Source organism: Streptomyces sp. NPDC033216 (assembly GCF_055577115.1).
Genome location: NZ_JBVIQK010000002.1, coordinates 574,116 through 590,183, shown reverse-complemented (window position 1 = coordinate 590,183; position 16,068 = coordinate 574,116). Strand labels below are relative to the sequence as shown.

The window sequence follows — 16,068 nt, the reverse complement described above, 5'->3', positions numbered from 1 at the left end:
GCTTCCACCGGAACCCGTATCGACATGCTCACGACATTGGGAGGTCGCGGGCTCACTGCTTCACCGCGTCTCCGTTCGCCCGCACCGACCGGGACGCGGTGACCGGACAGTCGGCACCTGGCGGCCCCGGTGCACCGGCGACCACGCCGGCATCGGCGCGAGCGACCCGCTGGACGCGACCGTGGGCGCCACGACCGCGGATCACCCGGTACGCCTCCGGCACGGGCACCCTGCCCGCGAGCCGGGGCCGGCGTCCGCGTCGGCGTCGGCGTCCGCGAGTGCCGCGCGGGCGGCCTCCGCGACCCTTCACGATGTGGCAGTGCACGTCGTCACACCCGACGGCCGGCGACCACGGCAGTCCAACGGTGCGCTCGACCGGGCGGTAGCACCGGCCGACGGCCGGAACACCTGACCCGCCACAGGGCGAAGGCCCGGAGCCTCCGCACGAGGATCCGGGCCTTCCCTTCATCCGGCGGCGTCCGTCACGCCGCTACCGGAACCTCCGCAGTGGCCCCGTTCGTCGCCGGGGTCAGCGCCAGCTCCAGGACCTGGCGGACGTCCGTGACGGCGTGGACGTCGAGCTTGTCCAGCACCTCCGCGGGGACGTCGTCCAGGTCGGGCTCGTTGCGCTTGGGGATGACGACGGTCGTCACGCCCGCCCGGTGCGCGGCGAGCAGCTTCTGCTTCACCCCGCCGATGGGCAGGACGCGGCCGGTGAGGGAGACCTCGCCGGTCATCGCCACGTCGGTGCGGACGAGCCGTCCGCTCAGCAGCGACGCCAGGGCCGTCGTCATCGTGACGCCCGCGCTCGGGCCGTCCTTGGGGACCGCGCCAGCCGGGAAGTGGATGTGCACGCCCCGGTCCTTCAGGTCGGCCACCGGCAGTTCCAGTTCGGCGCCGTGGGAGCGCAGGAAGCTCAGCGCGATCTGCGCCGACTCCTTCATCACGTCCCCGAGCTGGCCGGTCAGGGTCAGACCCGCGGCACCCGTCTCGGGGTCGGCCAGGGACGCCTCGACGAAGAGGACGTCACCGCCGGCGCCGGTGACCGCGAGCCCGGTCGCGACACCCGGTACCGCCGTGCGCCGCTCGGCCGGGTCCTGCGCGGACTCGGGCACGTGGTGCGGCCGGCCGATCAGAGCGCGCAGGTCCTCGTCGCGGACGGTGAACGGCAACTTCCGCTCGCCCAGTTCGTGCTGGGCCGCGACCTTGCGCAGCAGCCGGGCGATGGACCGCTCCAGGGTGCGTACACCGGCCTCGCGCGTGTACTCGCCGGCCAGCTTGCGCAGCGCGCCCTCGTCCAGGGTCACCTCGTCCTTGGCGAGCCCCGCCCGCTCCAGTTGGCGCGGGAGCAGGTGGTCACGGGCGATGACGACCTTCTCGTCCTCGGTGTAGCCGTCGAGGCGGACCAGCTCCATGCGGTCGAGCAGGGCCTCGGGGATGGACTCCAGGACGTTGGCGGTGGCGAGGAAGACGACGTCGCTCAGGTCCAGTTCCACCTCCAGGTAGTGGTCCCGGAAGGTGTGGTTCTGCGCCGGGTCCAGCACTTCCAGCAGGGCCGCCGCAGGGTCACCGCGGAAGTCCGAGCCGACCTTGTCGATCTCGTCGAGCAGGACCACCGGGTTCATGGACCCGGCTTCCTTGATCGCCCGCACGATCCGGCCGGGCAGCGCGCCGACGTACGTACGGCGGTGGCCGCGGATCTCGGCCTCGTCGCGCACGCCGCCGAGGGCGACACGGACGAACTTGCGGCCCATGGCGTGGGCGACGGACTCGCCGAGGCTGGTCTTGCCGACGCCGGGCGGGCCGACGAGCGCGAGCACGGCACCTCCGCGCCGCCCGCCGACGACGCCGAGACCCCGGTCGCTGCGGCGCTTGCGCACCGCGAGGTACTCGGTGATCCGCTCCTTCACGTCCTCCAGGCCGGCGTGCTCGGCGTCCAGGACCGCCTTGGCGCCCCGGATGTCGTAGACGTCGTCGGTGCGCTCGTTCCACGGCAGTTCGAGGACGGTGTCCAGCCAGGTGCGGATCCAGGATCCCTCGGGGGACTGGTCGCTGGACCGCTCCAGCTTGTCGACCTCCTTGAGAGCGGCCTCCCGCACCTTCTCGGGCAGGTCGGCGGCCTCGACGCGCGCACGGTAGTCGTCGGACTCCTCGCCCTCCTGCTCGCCGTTCAGCTCGCGCAGTTCCTTGCGGACGGCTTCCAGCTGGCGGCGGAGCAGGAACTCGCGCTGCTGCTTGTCGACGCCTTCCTGGACGTCCTTGGCGATGGTCTCGGCGACGTCCTGCTCGGCGAGGTGGTCGCGCAGCTGGCGGGTGGCGACCTTGAGCCGGGCGACCGGGTCGGTGGTCTCCAGCAGTTCCACCTTCTGCTCGGTGGTCAGGAAGGGCGAGTAGCCGGAGTTGTCGGCGAGGGCGGAGACGTCCTCGATGGCCTGGACCCGGTCGACGACCTGCCAGGCGCCGCGCTTGCGCAGCCAGGCGGTGGCGAGGGCCTTGTACTCCTTGACCAGCTCGGTGACGTGACCGGGCAGCGGATCGGGTGCGCTCTCGTCGATCCTGGTCCCCTCGACCCACAGCGCCGCGCCGGGGCCGGTGGTGCCGGCGCCGATCTTCACGCGGCCGCGGCCGCGGATCAGGGCACCCGGGTCACCGTCGGCCAGCCGGCCGACCTGCTCGACCGTGCCCAGCACGCCGGTGCTCGCGTACGACCCGTCGATGCGCGGCACCAGGAGGACCCGGGGCTTGCCGGGCTCGGACCGGGCGGCGGCCTGCGCTGCCTCGACCGCGGCGCGCACGTCGTTGTCGTTGAGGTCGAGCGGTACCACCATCCCGGGCAGCACGACCTCGTCGTCGAGCGGCAGCACGGGCAGGGCGAGCGGTGTGAACGCTGCGGACTCAGCAGCCATGATCTCCCCTTAGGCAGTCAAGTTGAGTTATGCCGACTCAATGCCCGTGAGCCCGCGATTGTTCCCCGCCCCGGTCGCCGTTCGCTGTCAGCGATCAAACCTGCCGCCGCCGCGGTGCGGCCGCCTAAGGTCGCCGTAATAGTCATTGTCCTACTGAGGCCATTACATCACTGGGACCATCAACAGGAGGCTCCGTGGACGGCGTCGTGCGGGCGTGGGTGGACGGCTGGGTCGTGTCGCGCGGGGCGGCCCCGCCGATGCGGGAACCCTGGGGGTTCACCGTGGACGTGGGACATCCCACGCATGTGTCGCGGCACGTTCTCGCGGCGGTCGGTGACGCCGTCGAGGAGGAGACCGTGCGCAAGGTCGCGGACGGTGTGCGGGGCGCCGGCGTATGGCTGAAGGTGTTCCAGGACCCGGCGCTGGTCGGGGGCTGGCTCGGGCAGGGGTGGTCGGTGGATCCCGAGCCGGGCTGGCTCATGACGGTGCCGCTGCCGACCCGGACGGAACCCACGCGCGTGCCCGACGGCTACGGCCTGCGCCGCTGGACGCGCGGCGGCGTCACCCGCGTCGTGGTCACCGCGCCCGACGGCTCCTTCGCGGCCCGCGGCCAGGTCGCCGCCACCGGCGCCACGGCCGTGGTCGACCAGATCGAGACCGCACCCGGGCACCGGCGCCGCGGCCTGGGCAGCCTGGTCATGCGGATCCTGACGGAGACCGCGGCGGCGGAGGGCGCGGAGACGGGCGTCCTGGCCGGAACCCCGCAGGGCCGGGCCCTCTACGAGTCACTGGGGTGGACGACGACGGCACCGCTGACCAGTGCGACGTTCACGGGCGAGGACCGGACCGCCGGCCGGCCGCACCGGTGACGGACGTACGGCGCGAACCGGCGCTCCCCCACCGCCGTACCCACGGCCAGGTCGCGACGCCGATCGCCAGGGCTATCAGGTGACCCCAGTTGCTCAGGGGGTCCGTGAGCGCGAGCAGGTCCTGGAGGAGCATTCCGCCCGACACCGCGAGCACCGGCCAGCGCAGCCAGGGGGTCAGCAGTCCGGCCAGTGCCCCGACGCTCGCCGCGACACCGAAGCTGATGCCGTAGTCGAGGCGGTGCAGCGAACTGTCGGGGAGATGGCCCACGAGGACGGCCAGGCCGACGGGGACCTCGGTCGCCAGGGTGGCCAGCACATGCCCCAGCAGGAAGACACCGGCCGTGCGGACCCCGCCGATGCGCCGCTCCAGCGCGGTGAGGACCAGCAGGAAGCCGAGCACGAACGGCGACGTGATCCCGCCGGCCACCCACAGCGCGCTGGCCGCCAGCACCTGCACCGGGGCACGCAGCAGATGCGCCACATCGGTACTGGAGCTCTCGTGCAGGGCCTGCACGAGGGCGGTGCCGGCGTGGGCGGTGACGTAGGAGGTGACGGCGAGGACGACGGCGTAGAAGAAGGTGAAGGGCGTGCCGGTGGGGGTGGGCAGCAGGTGCCACGTGCGCGGGCGGGCGCGCGGCGGGCTGCGGAACTCGCGTGCGGACGGACCGCGCGGGTCGGGGCCGGGGATGTGCTGGCGGGGGACGCCGTCCAGGAGGCCGGAGACGTCCGGGAGAGGCGCGGGCGAACCGGTCGGCCCGGATTCCGCCGCGCCGGTCAGCGTGCGTTCCACCGTGACGCGCTCCTTCCGTTCCCCTCCACCCTTCGCCCCCTGCCACGTCCCTGTCTGTGACCCACGCCACCCGGCGGCCGCTTCACAGCGACCTCGCAGACCCCGCCCGTACGCCGGACGTCAACCGCGCCTACCCCGATCGCCCCTGTTCGAACACCTCCCGCCGATATTCCTCAACAAAGCGTCAGGGCCGGTGCCAAGATGGCCGGATGCCCATCTCCTACGACACCCCCGAGGTCCTGGACCGCCGTGAGGGCCCCTACGGCGAGGTGGTCCTGCGCCGGCACGGGGAGCTGCTCCAGATCATCGCCAACGGCTGTTTCCTGATGGACACCTCCGACGGCCGCTCGGAACGCCTGCTGGTGGACGCCGCGCTCACCGCGCTGGACGGCCGCCACGCGCCGGACGTGCTGATCGGCGGCCTGGGTGTCGGATTCTCGCTCGCGCACGCCGCCGCCGACCCCCGCTGGGGCCGCATCACCGTCGTCGAGCGCGAACGCGCCGTCATCGGCTGGCACCTCGACGGCCCGCTGGCCGCCGCTTCCCGCACCGCTCTCGCCGATCCGCGCACCGCCATCGTGGAAGCGGATCTGATCGACTACGTCAATGAGACATCCGACACGTTCGACGCGCTGTGCCTCGACATCGACAACGGGCCCGCATGGACCGTCACGGAGGGCAACGACGGCCTGTACTCGCGGGCCGGACTCGCAAACTGCGCAAGGGTGTTGAGGCCCGGCGGAGTACTCGCTGTCTGGTCCGCCCAGCCGTCTCCCGAATTCGAGGGAACCTTGGGGAATGCCGGGTTCCGACAGGTGCGTACCGAAGAGATCCCGGTTGCCCGAGGCGTGCCGGACGTCGTGCACCTCGCCGTCCGACCTGGATAGCAAAGCCGCCGTGACTCCCCGTACGCTGCTGCCCTGGCGCCGATGATTAAGGCGTCAACCGCAGTCATGCGCAGAACAGGAATCACCCCACTGGTTCCGGAAAGCACACTTCAGGGGCGGGCGATGGAGCAGACACACACCGCGCACAACGGCACGACGACGGCGACACCCGGGCCACAGCGCCGGGTTCTGGTGGTCGAGGACGACCCCACGATCGTCGACGCCATCGCGGCCCGCCTGCGCGCCGAGGGATTCCTCGTGCAAACGGCGGGTGACGGCCCGGCGGCCGTCGACACCGCGGAGGCCTGGCAGCCCGATCTGCTGATCCTCGACATCATGCTGCCCGGCTTCGACGGTCTGGAGGTCTGCCGTCGTGTGCAGGCCGCCCGCCCGGTGCCGGTACTGATGCTCACCGCCCGCGACGACGAGACCGACATGCTGGTCGGGCTCGGGGTGGGCGCGGACGACTACATGACCAAGCCGTTCTCGATGCGGGAACTGGCCGCGCGCGTGCACGTCCTGCTGCGCCGCGTGGAGCGCGCCGCGATCGCGGCCACGACGCCGCGCAGCGGGATACTGCGGCTGGGCGAGCTGGAGATCGACCACGCGCAGCGCCGGGTCCGGGTGCGCTCGGAGGACGTGCACCTCACGCCGACCGAGTTCGACCTGCTGGTGTGCCTGGCGAACACCCCGCGCGCGGTGCTCTCCCGTGAGCAGTTGCTGGCGGAGGTGTGGGACTGGGCGGACGCCTCCGGCACCCGCACCGTCGACAGTCACATCAAGGCCCTGCGCCGGAAGATCGGAGCCGAGCGGATCCGCACCGTGCACGGCGTGGGCTACGCGCTGGAGACCCCGACGCCATGAGCCGCGGGCCGGACGGACCGAGAGGCTCCGGGGAGTCCTGGGGCGGTGTGCGCCCGTTCTCGATCAAGACCAAGCTGGGCGCGCTGGTCGTCATCTCGGTGCTGATCACCACCGGACTGATGATGATCGCCATGCGCACCGAGACCGAGCTGCGCTTCATCACGGTCTTCTCGATGATCGCGACCCTGCTGATCACACAGTTCGTGGCGCACTCGCTGACCGCGCCGCTGGACGAGATGAACACGGTCGCCCGCTCCATCTCGCACGGCGACTACACCCGCCGGGTCAGCGAGAAGCGCCGCGACGAGCTGGGCGACCTGGCCCAGACGATCAACGTCATGGCGGACGAGCTGGAGGCGCAGGACCGCCAGCGCAAGGAACTGGTGGCCAACGTCTCGCACGAGCTGCGCACCCCCATCGCGGGTCTGCGCGCCGTCCTGGAGAACGTCGTGGACGGGATCGCCGAGGCCGACCCCGAGACCATGCGCACGGCGCTGAAACAGACCGAACGGCTCGGGCGGCTGGTGGAGACCCTGCTGGACCTGTCCCGCCTCGACAACGGCGTCGTACCGCTGCGCAAGCGGCGCTTCGAGGTGTGGCCGTACCTGTCCGGTGTGCTGAAGGAGGCCAACATGGTCGCCTCGGCGCGCGCCTCGACGGGCTCGGGCGGCAGCCACACGCGCACGGACGTCCATCTGCATCTGGACGTGACCCCTCCGGAGCTGACGGCGCACGCGGACCCGGAGCGCATCCACCAGGTCGTCGCCAACCTCATAGACAACGCGGTCAAGCACAGCCCGCCGCACGGACGGGTGACGGTCAAGGCGCGGCGCGGGCCGCTGCCGGAGTCGCTGGAGCTGGAGGTCCTGGACGAGGGGCCCGGCATTCCGCGTTCGGAGTGGCACCGCGTCTTCGAGCGGTTCAACCGGGGCGCCGTACGCCGGCCGCACGGTCCGGGCAGCGACGGCGGCACGGGACTGGGACTGGCGATCGCCCGCTGGGCGGTCGATCTGCACGGCGGGCGGATCGGAGTGGCCGAATCCGAGCGGGGTTGCCGGATTCTTATCACTCTTCCGGGAGACTCGTCCGTCCCAAGTTGACGTAAAGTTCGCAGCGGATCCCCAAGATCCACGGGCGTTCGCGCAGTCGGACACGTGTGATCAGGCAGCCCGCCGACCGACGTCGGCGCAGGTCCGCACGCCGAGCGTGCGCGACCTGTATCAACGCACCCCTTTCGCAACGCAACCGCGTTTGTTTCCCGCCATTTCCACCCCCGAAACAGCGCTTGAGATGTGACTTACACGACGATGGGGCGGCCCGGCCTGACCTTCCCCCGCTGGGAGGCGTAGCCTTTATTCCCGCTGTCCATCACCTTGTGAAGCGGAAGAGGGCGGTTGCCGCCGTGTCGCCACAGTCCCCCAGTAACGCATCGAGCATCTCGACCGACGCAGACCAAGCGGGCAAGAATCCCGCCGCCGCGTTCGGAGCGAACGAGTGGCTCGTCGACGAGATCTATCAGCAGTACCTCCAGGACCCGAACTCGGTAGACCGTGCCTGGTGGGACTTCTTCGCCGACTACAAGCCGGGCGCGGCCGCGCCTTCGGCTCCGGCGGGTACTGCGGCCGCGGGGGCCGCAGCGACCACCACGCCCGTGGCGCCCGCCGCACCGGCGGCGCCACCCGCCCCGGCCGCTCCTGCCGCTCCGGCCGCGCCCGCCGCCCCGGCTCCGCCGGCGGCCGCCCCGAAGCCCGCGGCCGCCTCCTCGGCTCCGGCCAAGGCCGCGGCCCCGGCGCCGAAGCCGGCCGCCGCGGCCGAGCCCGCCGCGGCCCCCGAAGGCCCCGAGTTCGTGACGCTGCGCGGCCCGTCCGCCGCGGTCGCCAAGAACATGAACGCCTCGCTGGAGCTGCCCACGGCCACGTCCGTGCGCGCGGTCCCGGTGAAGCTGCTGTTCGACAACCGCATCGTCATCAACAACCACCTCAAGCGCGCCCGGGGCGGGAAGATCTCCTTCACGCACCTGATCGGCTTCGCGATGGTGCAGGCCATCAAGGCCATGCCGTCGATGAACTGGCACTACGCGGAGAAGGACGGGAAGCCCACCCTCGTCAAGCCGCCGCACGTCAACTTCGGCCTGGCCATCGACCTGGTGAAGGCCAACGGCGACCGCCAGCTCGTCGTCGCCGGCATCAAGAAGGCCGAGACGCTGAACTTCTTCGAGTTCTGGCAGGCCTACGAGGACATCGTCCGCCGCGCCCGCGACGGCAAGCTGACGATGGACGACTTCACCGGCGTCACGGTCTCCCTGACCAACCCCGGCGGCCTCGGCACCGTCCACTCCGTCCCGCGTCTGATGCCCGGCCAGTCGGTCATCATGGGCGTCGGCTCGATGGACTACCCGGCGGAGTTCCAGGGCACCAGCCAGGACACCCTGAACAAGCTCGGCATCTCGAAGGTCATGACGCTCACGTCGACCTACGACCACCGGGTCATCCAGGGCGCCGCCTCCGGCGAGTTCCTGCGGGTCGTCGCCAACCTCCTCCTCGGCGAGCAGGGCTTCTACGACGACATCTTCGAGGCGCTGCGCATCCCCTACGAGCCGGTCCGCTGGCTCAAGGACATCGACGCCAGCCACGACGACGACGTCACCAAGGCCGCCCGCGTCTTCGAGCTGATCCACTCCTACCGGGTCCGCGGTCACGTCATGGCCGACACCGACCCGCTGGAGTACCGCCAGCGCAAGCACCCCGACCTCGACATCACCGAGCACGGGCTCACCCTGTGGGACCTGGAGCGCGAGTTCGCCGTCGGCGGCTTCGCGGGCAAGTCCCTGATGAAGCTGCGCGACATCCTCGGCGTGCTGCGCGACTCGTACTGCCGCACCACCGGCGTCGAGTTCATGCACATCCAGGACCCCAAGCAGCGCAAGTGGATCCAGGACCGCATCGAGCGCTCGCACACCAAGCCGGAGCGCGAGGAGCAGCTGCGCATCCTGCGCCGTCTGAACGCGGCGGAGGCCTTCGAGACCTTCCTCCAGACGAAGTACGTCGGCCAGAAGCGCTTCTCGCTGGAGGGCGGCGAGTCCGTCATCCCGCTGCTCGACGCGGTGCTGGACTCGGCCGCCGAGTCCCGCCTCGACGAGGTCGTCATCGGCATGGCCCACCGCGGCCGGCTGAACGTGCTGGCGAACATCGTCGGCAAGTCGTACGCGCAGATCTTCCGCGAGTTCGAGGGCAACCTCGACCCGAAGTCGATGCACGGCTCCGGCGACGTGAAGTACCACCTGGGCGCCGAGGGCACCTTCACCGGCCTCGACGGCGAGCAGATCAAGGTCTCGCTGGTCGCCAACCCCTCGCACCTGGAGGCGGTGGACCCGGTCCTGGAGGGCGTCGCGCGCGCCAAGCAGGACATCGTCAACAAGGGCGGCACGGACTTCACCGTCCTGCCGGTGGCCCTGCACGGCGACGCGGCCTTCGCGGGCCAGGGCGTGGTGGCCGAGACCCTGAACATGTCGCAACTGCGCGGCTACCGCACCGGCGGCACGGTCCACATCGTCATCAACAACCAGGTCGGCTTCACCGCGGCTCCCGAGTCCTCGCGTTCCTCCATGTACGCGACGGACGTGGCCCGCATGATCGAGGCCCCGATCTTCCACGTGAACGGCGACGACCCCGAGGCCGTGGTCCGCGTCGCGCGACTGGCCTTCGAGTTCCGCCAGGCGTTCAACAAGGACGTGGTGATCGACCTCATCTGCTACCGCCGCCGCGGTCACAACGAGTCGGACAACCCGGCGTTCACGCAGCCGCTGATGTACGACCTGATCGACAAGAAGCGCTCGGTGCGCAAGCTCTACACCGAGTCCCTCATCGGTCGCGGCGACATCACCCTGGAAGAGGCCGAGCAGGCCCTCCAGGACTACCAGGGCCAGCTGGAGAAGGTCTTCACGGAGGTCCGCGAGGCCACCGCGCAGCCCATCCCCGGCACCTCCCCCGACCCGCAGGACGGGTTCCCGGTCGCGGTGAACACCGCGATCTCGGCGGAGGTCGTCAAGCGCATCGCCGAGTCCCAGGTCAACATCCCCGACCACATCACCGCCCACCCGCGCCTGCTGCCGCAGCTCCAGCGCCGGGCCGCGATGGTCGAGGACGGCACGATCGACTGGGGCATGGGCGAGACGCTGGCCGTCGGCTCCCTCCTCCTGGAGGGCGTCCCGGTCCGGCTGGCCGGCCAGGACTCGCAGCGCGGTACGTTCGGCCAGCGGCACGCCGTGATCATCGACCGGGAGACCGGCGAGGAGTTCACGCCGCTGATGTACCTCTCGGACGAGCAGGCGCGCCTGAACGTCTACAACTCGCTGCTGTCCGAGTACGCGGCGATGGGCTTCGAGTACGGCTACTCGCTGGCCCGGCCCGACGCGCTCGTGCTGTGGGAGGCGCAGTTCGGCGACTTCGTCAACGGCGCCCAGACGGTCGTGGACGAGTTCATCTCGTCGGCGGAGCAGAAGTGGGGCCAGACCTCCGGCGTCACCCTGCTCCTCCCGCACGGCTACGAGGGCCAGGGCCCGGACCACTCGTCCGCGCGCCCGGAGCGCTTCCTCCAGATGTGCGCCCAGAACAACATGACGGTCGCCATGCCGACCCTGCCGTCGAACTACTTCCACCTCCTGCGGTGGCAGGTGCACAACCCGCACCACAAGCCGCTGGTCGTCTTCACCCCGAAGTCGATGCTGCGCCTCAAGGCCGCCGCGTCGAAGGCGGAGGAGTTCACGACGGGCCGGTTCCGTCCGGTCATCGGTGACGCCTCGGTCGATCCGGCCGCCGTCAAGAAGGTCGTCTTCTGCGCCGGCAAGGTCTACTACGACCTGGAGGCCGAGCGTCACAAGCGCGGCATCACGGACACGGCGATCATCCGCATCGAGCGCCTGTACCCGCTGCCGGGTGCCGAGCTCCAGGCGGAGATCGCCAAGTACCCGAACGCCGAGAAGTACCTGTGGGCCCAGGAGGAGCCGGCCAACCAGGGCGCCTGGCCGTTCATCGCCCTGAACCTGATCGACCACCTGGACCTGGCCGTCGGTGCGGACGTGCCGCACGGCGAGCGCCTGCGCCGCATCTCGCGGCCGCACGGCTCGTCCCCGGCGGTCGGCTCGGCCAAGCGCCACCAGGCCGAGCAGGAGCAACTGGTGCGTGAGGTGTTCGAGGCGTAGGTTCCTCGGCCATCGGACAGCGGCCGGGCCGCACCCCTTCCACGGGGTGCGGCCCGGCCGTTTGCGCCCACTTATCCTTGACTCATGTACTTCACGGACCGTGGCATCGAAGAGCTGGAGAAGAGGCGCGGCGCGGAGGAGGTCACCTTCGAGTGGCTCGCCGAGCAGCTGCGGACCTTCGTCGACCTGAACCCGGACTTCGAGGTCCCGGTGGAGCGGCTGGCGACCTGGCTGGCCCGGCTGGACGACGAGGACGACGAGTAGCGAGCAGGTCCGACGACGTCACGCCGATCGCGTAGGGGGCGCCTCGAGGGGCGCCCCTTTCTCGTGCCCCGGGGGCGGATGACGTCCGGTCGCCGGAATCGCGGCGCCTTGACTTTCGAGGACCGCGATATATCGTGAATTCCGTAAGACGCGATATGGCGTGTCGTGTCGTCGAGGAGGTCATCACCATGTCCGAGTGGTCCGTCGCCGAGCCGGGGAAGCTCTCCTTCGACGAGCCGGTGAGCGAGCTGCACGTCCGCATCGTCGACGGAACGGTCAACGTGGTGGGCACCGACGAGGGTTCCGCCCACCTGGAGGTCTCCCGGATCGAGGGCCCCCCTCTCGTCGTGACCCACCGGGACGGAGCGCTGACGGTGGCGTACGAGGACCTGCCCTGGAAGGGCTTCCTCAAGTGGCTCGACCGCAAGGGCCGGCGGCGCAGCGCCGTCGTCTCGCTCGCCGTCCCGGCCGGCACCCGCGTCGAGGTGGGCGTGGTGAGCGCCGGCGCGGTGGTCTCCGGCATCGACGGGCGCGCCGAGGTGAGGGGCGTCTCCGGCGACACGACCCTCGTGGGCCTGGCGGGACCGGTCCGCACGGACACCGTCTCGGGGAACGTCGAGGCACAGGCCCTCACCGGCGACCTGCGCTTCAACTCCGTCTCCGGGGACCTGACCGTCGTCGAGGCGGGCTCCCGCGTCAAGGCCGATTCCGTGAGCGGCTCGATGATCGTCGACCTCGACCCGGTGGGCCGCCCGGCCGACATCCGCCTGACCAGCGTCTCGGGCGAGATCGCCATCCGGCTTCCCCATCCGGCGGACGCACGCGTGGAGGCGAACACGGCGAGCGGCTCGGTCTCCAACGCCTTCGAGGACCTCCGGGTCAGCGGCCAGTGGGGCGCCAAACGCATCACCGGCCGTCTCGGGACGGGCAGCGGCAGCCTCAAGGCCACGACGGTCTCCGGTTCCATCGCGCTGCTGCGCCGACCTCCTCTGGAGGACGGGCCATGGTCGGCGGAGACCGCCCCGGCCGACGGCGGGGAGGCGCGGACCGCTCCGGCCGACGGCGAGCACGCCGGCCCGGGGGACGGTTCCCCGTCCGGCACGGACGACAGCACGACCGACAAGAAGGTGTTCTGACATGCCTCCCGTCTTCGCCCACGGCCGCCTGCGCCTGTACCTGCTGAAGCTCCTGGACGAGGCCCCGCGTCACGGCTATGAGGTGATCCGCCTCCTGGAGGAGCGCTTCCAGGGGTTGTACGCGCCGTCGGCGGGCACCGTCTATCCCCGGCTGGCGAAGCTCGAGACCGAGGGCCTGGTCACCCACACCAGCGAGGGCGGCCGCAAGGTGTACGCCATCACCGACGCGGGCCGGGCCGAGCTGGCCGACCGCAGCGGTGAACTCGCCGACCTGGAGCTGGAGATCCGCGAGTCGGTCGCCGAGCTGGCCGCGGAGATCCGGGCCGATGTGCGCGGAGCGGCGGGCGAACTGCGGCGCGAGATGCGGGCGGCGGCCTCCGAGGCCCGCCAGGGCGCCGGGCCGAGCGGCGCCGGTACGAGCGCCGGGGACGACGGTGAGTACGGCGACAAGGAGTCATGGCGGGTCGCCAGGGAGGAGATGCGGCGCGTCAAGCAGGAGTGGAGGGAGCAGGCGCGCCGGGCCAAGGACGAGAGCCGCCGGGCACGCGAGGAGGCCCAGCGAGCCCGTCGCCAGGCCAAGGAGGCCCAGGACCGGGCCGCGGCCCAGGCTCAGGAGGAGGTCCAGCGCATAGCACGACGGGTCCAGCAGCAGGTCCAGGAGCACTTCGCGCGGGGCGACTGGCCGACGGGCGTCCGTGAGGGCCTGACCGAACTGGCCAAGGAGTTCGGCGAGTTCGGAAAGGGTTTCGGCAAGGACTTCGGCTTCGGCCCGGGTGGCGCCGGGAACCCGGGGGGAGCCGGGAAGACCGGGGGTCCGCAGGCGGGTGCGGGATCGACGGAGTCGACGGACGCCGCGGGTGCCGCGGCGGAGGGCCCGGTCTACACCGACACCCCCGCCACCTTCCCGGCCGGCTTCGAGCCGTCCTGGGCCCACGCGGCGCCCGGCGACGACCCGGCCCGCGACCTGGAGCGACTGCTGGACCGCTTCCGCGACGACATCCGGGACGCGGCCCGCGACCACGGCGTCAGCGCCGACCAGGTCCGCGAGGCCCGCCGCCATCTGTCGACGGCGGCGGCCCACATCGGGGCCATGCTGCGGACGGGCAAGGGCTGAGCGGCGGCGCCCGGCGCGTCAGGCACCGGGCGGAGCGCCGGCGCCCGGCGCGCCGCCCACCGTCACCGCCACCGCCCATCACCGCCCGCCGCCCGCCGGAGTCCACCGTCTCCGGCCTCAGCCCGCCTGGGCCCCTCCCCCGGCGTACAGGACGCCGGTCAGGGAGGTGTGGGTGATGCCGTGGTCGGCGAGGACCTCGGCAGGTGGGCCGGGACGGGCGGTCAGGGCGAGGAGGAGGTGCTCGTCGCCGATGTGCCGGTCACGGTGTGCCAGCGCGATGCGCAGGGAGTTCTCCAGGACCTCCTTGGCGCCCCGTCCGAAGCCGGGCCGGCCGGAACCGGGGAGGCCGACGCGCCGGCCCGTGCCCCGCCGGTCGCCGGACAGCGCACCGACCCCGTGCACCTCCTCGACCCGGGAGACGATCTCGGACACGTCGATACCGAGGTCGGCGAGGGCTTCGGCGTCCGCCCGGGAGAGACCCGCCCGCCGGCGCGCCTCCTCCAGTGCCTCACGGACCGGCCCCCTGCCCTCCACCGGGAGGCCGAGGGCGGCCAGCGCGAAGGAGCCGCGGCTCGCCTCACGGTCCAGCAGGGCGAGCAGCAGGTGCTCGGGGCCCACGGTCCCCCCGCCCGTGTTCCCGCACTGCGCGAACGCGCCGCGCACCACCTCCCGGGCGTCCTTCGTGAACCGCTCGAACATCACTGCCTCCCGTACTTCTTGTGCACGGCCTGCCTGCTGACCCCGAGTTCCGCGGCGATCTCCTGCCATGACCACCCCTGATGGCGCGCACTGCGCACCTGCACCGCCTCCAGCTGCTCCAGCAGCCGTCGCAGAGCGGCGACGGCGCGCAGTCCGATCCGTGGATCACGGTCGCCCGCACGCTCGGCCAGATCCGTTGCTTCGGTCATGACGTCAACTTATGTTGACAACCGCCGCCATGTCAACCTCGATTGACATGCCGGGTACGCGAAAGGCGGGCCCGGAATCCGGACCCGCCGTCAGCAGCGCGGAGAACCGTCAGGAGCGGGGAACCGTCAGGAGTTCGTCAGGACGATCTTGCCGAACTGGTCGCCCGACGCAAGCCGTTCGAACCCCTCCCGGGCACGGTCCATCGGGAGCACCTCGTCGATGACGGGACGGACCCCGGTCGCGGCGCAGAAGGCGAGCAGGTCCTCCAGCTCGTCCTTGGTGCCCATCGTGGAGCCGACGACCTTCAGCTCGAGGAAGAAGATCCGGGTCAGTTCGGCATGCGAGGGACGGTCGCCGCTGGTCGCGCCGGAGATGACGAGCGTGCCGCCGGGCCGCAGCGACTTCACCGAGTGGGACCAGGTGGCGGCGCCGACCGTCTCGATGACGGCGTCCACGCGCCGGGGCAGGCGCGCCCCCGGTTCGACGGCCTCCACGGCCCCCAGCTCCAGCGCCCGCTTCCGCTTGGCCTCGTCCCGGCTGGTCGCGAAGACCCGCAGCCCGGCCGCCTTGCCGAGCACGATCGCGGCCGTGGCGACACCGCCACCGGCGCCCTGCACGAGCACCGAGTCGCCGGGCCGTACCCCCGCGTTGGTGAACAGCATGCGGTAGGCCGTCAGCCAGGCGGTCGGCAGACAGGCCGCCTCCTCGAAGGACAGCTCCTTCGGCTTCGGCAGGATGTTCCAGGTCGGCACGGCGACCCGCTCGGCGAAAGTGCCCTGGTAGTGCTCGGTGAGAATGGACCGTGGCTCGCGGGGGCCGACCCCGTGGCCGGTCTGGCCGATGACGGAGTGCAGCACGACCTCGTTGCCGTCCTCGTCGACGCCGGCGGCGTCACAGCCGAGGATCATCGGCAGCTTGTCCTGCGGGAGGCCGACGCCCCGCAGGGACCAGAGGTCGTGATGGTTGAGGGAGGCGGCCCGGACGGTGACGGTGCTCCAGCCGGGGCGGGCTTCGGGGGCTGGTCGCTCCCCCAACTCCAGTCCGGAAAGCGGCTGGTCGCGGTCGATTCGAGCGGCGTAGACGGCGAACATGCCCCCGACGATAGGGTCCCCCGGCCCCCGGCGAAACC

The 16,068-nt window shown here is 71.5% G+C and carries 13 protein-coding genes; 8 read left to right on the top strand and 5 right to left on the bottom strand.

The window, feature by feature from the left end:
• Positions 1-482: 482 nt before the first annotated feature.
• Positions 483-2,906, bottom strand: coding sequence for an endopeptidase La (gene lon, locus ACZ5Y0_RS06110; protein WP_469127399.1), 2,424 nt, complete (start codon positions 2,904-2,906; stop codon positions 483-485).
• 194 nt (positions 2,907-3,100) lie between these two features.
• Here lon and ACZ5Y0_RS06105 point away from each other — a divergent pair, with 194 nt between their 5' ends.
• Positions 3,101-3,775 carry a GNAT family N-acetyltransferase gene (locus tag ACZ5Y0_RS06105; protein ID WP_469127398.1) on the top strand — a complete coding sequence of 225 codons (675 nt, stop codon included), beginning with the start codon at positions 3,101-3,103 and terminating at the stop codon, positions 3,773-3,775.
• On the opposite strand, the gene ACZ5Y0_RS06100 is transcribed toward ACZ5Y0_RS06105, so the two are convergent.
• The gene (locus ACZ5Y0_RS06100) at positions 3,735-4,565 is read right to left on the bottom strand and encodes a rhomboid-like protein (protein WP_469127397.1); all 831 of its coding nucleotides are present in this window, start codon (positions 4,563-4,565) and stop codon (positions 3,735-3,737) included. The genes ACZ5Y0_RS06105 and ACZ5Y0_RS06100 overlap by 41 nt on opposite strands.
• Positions 4,566-4,774: 209 nt before the next feature.
• On the opposite strand from ACZ5Y0_RS06100, the gene ACZ5Y0_RS06095 reads away from it, so the two are divergent.
• The 7 genes from ACZ5Y0_RS06095 to ACZ5Y0_RS06065 all read left to right on the top strand — a co-directional run bounded on the left by ACZ5Y0_RS06095 (position 4,775) and on the right by ACZ5Y0_RS06065 (position 14,030).
• Positions 4,775-5,452 carry a spermidine synthase family protein gene (locus ACZ5Y0_RS06095; protein WP_469127396.1) on the top strand — a complete coding sequence of 226 codons (678 nt, stop codon included), beginning with the start codon at positions 4,775-4,777 and terminating at the stop codon, positions 5,450-5,452.
• Positions 5,453-5,575: 123 nt separating this feature from the next.
• Positions 5,576-6,316: a response regulator transcription factor gene (locus tag ACZ5Y0_RS06090; RefSeq protein WP_469127395.1), complete on the top strand. Its 741-nt coding sequence runs from the start codon at positions 5,576-5,578 to the stop codon at positions 6,314-6,316.
• The gene (locus ACZ5Y0_RS06085) at positions 6,313-7,416 is read left to right on the top strand and encodes a sensor histidine kinase (protein WP_469127394.1); all 1,104 of its coding nucleotides are present in this window, start codon (positions 6,313-6,315) and stop codon (positions 7,414-7,416) included. Before ACZ5Y0_RS06090 ends, ACZ5Y0_RS06085 begins: the two co-directional genes overlap by 4 nt.
• Positions 7,417-7,718: 302 nt before the next feature.
• A complete protein-coding gene (locus ACZ5Y0_RS06080; protein ID WP_469127393.1) occupies positions 7,719-11,516 on the top strand; it encodes a multifunctional oxoglutarate decarboxylase/oxoglutarate dehydrogenase thiamine pyrophosphate-binding subunit/dihydrolipoyllysine-residue succinyltransferase subunit in 3,798 nt (1,265 codons plus the stop codon).
• Between the two features lie 84 nt (positions 11,517-11,600).
• Positions 11,601-11,780, top strand: a complete 180-nt coding sequence (locus ACZ5Y0_RS06075; protein WP_073491365.1) for a DUF6104 family protein — start codon at positions 11,601-11,603, stop codon at positions 11,778-11,780.
• 188 nt (positions 11,781-11,968) lie between these two features.
• Positions 11,969-12,916 carry a DUF4097 family beta strand repeat-containing protein gene (locus ACZ5Y0_RS06070; RefSeq protein ID WP_469127392.1) on the top strand — a complete coding sequence of 316 codons (948 nt, stop codon included), beginning with the start codon at positions 11,969-11,971 and terminating at the stop codon, positions 12,914-12,916.
• A gap of 1 nt (position 12,917) precedes the next feature.
• On the top strand, positions 12,918-14,030 hold the full coding sequence (locus tag ACZ5Y0_RS06065) for a PadR family transcriptional regulator (RefSeq protein WP_469127391.1): 1,113 nt from the start codon (positions 12,918-12,920) through the stop codon (positions 14,028-14,030).
• Between the two features lie 117 nt (positions 14,031-14,147).
• Here ACZ5Y0_RS06065 and ACZ5Y0_RS06060 read toward each other — a convergent pair whose 3' ends face one another.
• From ACZ5Y0_RS06060 to ACZ5Y0_RS06050, 3 genes are all read right to left on the bottom strand, one after another.
• Complete coding sequence (locus ACZ5Y0_RS06060) at positions 14,148-14,729, bottom strand: Clp protease N-terminal domain-containing protein (protein ID WP_469127390.1); 582 nt, start codon at positions 14,727-14,729, stop codon at positions 14,148-14,150.
• Positions 14,729-14,938: a helix-turn-helix domain-containing protein gene (locus ACZ5Y0_RS06055; RefSeq protein ID WP_391981824.1), complete on the bottom strand. Its 210-nt coding sequence runs from the start codon at positions 14,936-14,938 to the stop codon at positions 14,729-14,731. Before ACZ5Y0_RS06055 ends, ACZ5Y0_RS06060 begins: the two co-directional genes overlap by 1 nt.
• Before the next feature lie 126 nt (positions 14,939-15,064).
• Complete coding sequence (locus tag ACZ5Y0_RS06050; RefSeq protein ID WP_469127389.1) at positions 15,065-16,030, bottom strand: zinc-binding dehydrogenase; 966 nt, start codon at positions 16,028-16,030, stop codon at positions 15,065-15,067.
• Between the last annotated feature and the right edge of the window lie 38 nt (positions 16,031-16,068).

Bases quoted from the DNA above. Each gene is read 5' to 3' on its own strand.
- ACZ5Y0_RS06075 (WP_073491365.1), top strand. From the start codon at position 11,601: ATGTACTTCACGGACCGTGGCATCGAAGAGCTGGAGAAGAGGCGCGGC.
- ACZ5Y0_RS06090 (WP_469127395.1), top strand. From the start codon at position 5,576: ATGGAGCAGACACACACCGCGCACAACGGCACGACGACGGCGACACCC.
- ACZ5Y0_RS06070 (WP_469127392.1), top strand. From the start codon at position 11,969: ATGTCCGAGTGGTCCGTCGCCGAGCCGGGGAAGCTCTCCTTCGACGAG.
- ACZ5Y0_RS06050 (WP_469127389.1), bottom strand. From the start codon at position 16,030: ATGTTCGCCGTCTACGCCGCTCGAATCGACCGCGACCAGCCGCTTTCC.
- lon (WP_469127399.1), bottom strand. From the start codon at position 2,906: ATGGCTGCTGAGTCCGCAGCGTTCACACCGCTCGCCCTGCCCGTGCTG.
- ACZ5Y0_RS06065 (WP_469127391.1), top strand. From the start codon at position 12,918: ATGCCTCCCGTCTTCGCCCACGGCCGCCTGCGCCTGTACCTGCTGAAG.
- ACZ5Y0_RS06055 (WP_391981824.1), bottom strand. From the start codon at position 14,938: ATGACCGAAGCAACGGATCTGGCCGAGCGTGCGGGCGACCGTGATCCA.
- ACZ5Y0_RS06060 (WP_469127390.1), bottom strand. From the start codon at position 14,729: ATGTTCGAGCGGTTCACGAAGGACGCCCGGGAGGTGGTGCGCGGCGCG.
- ACZ5Y0_RS06095 (WP_469127396.1), top strand. From the start codon at position 4,775: ATGCCCATCTCCTACGACACCCCCGAGGTCCTGGACCGCCGTGAGGGC.
- ACZ5Y0_RS06085 (WP_469127394.1), top strand. From the start codon at position 6,313: ATGAGCCGCGGGCCGGACGGACCGAGAGGCTCCGGGGAGTCCTGGGGC.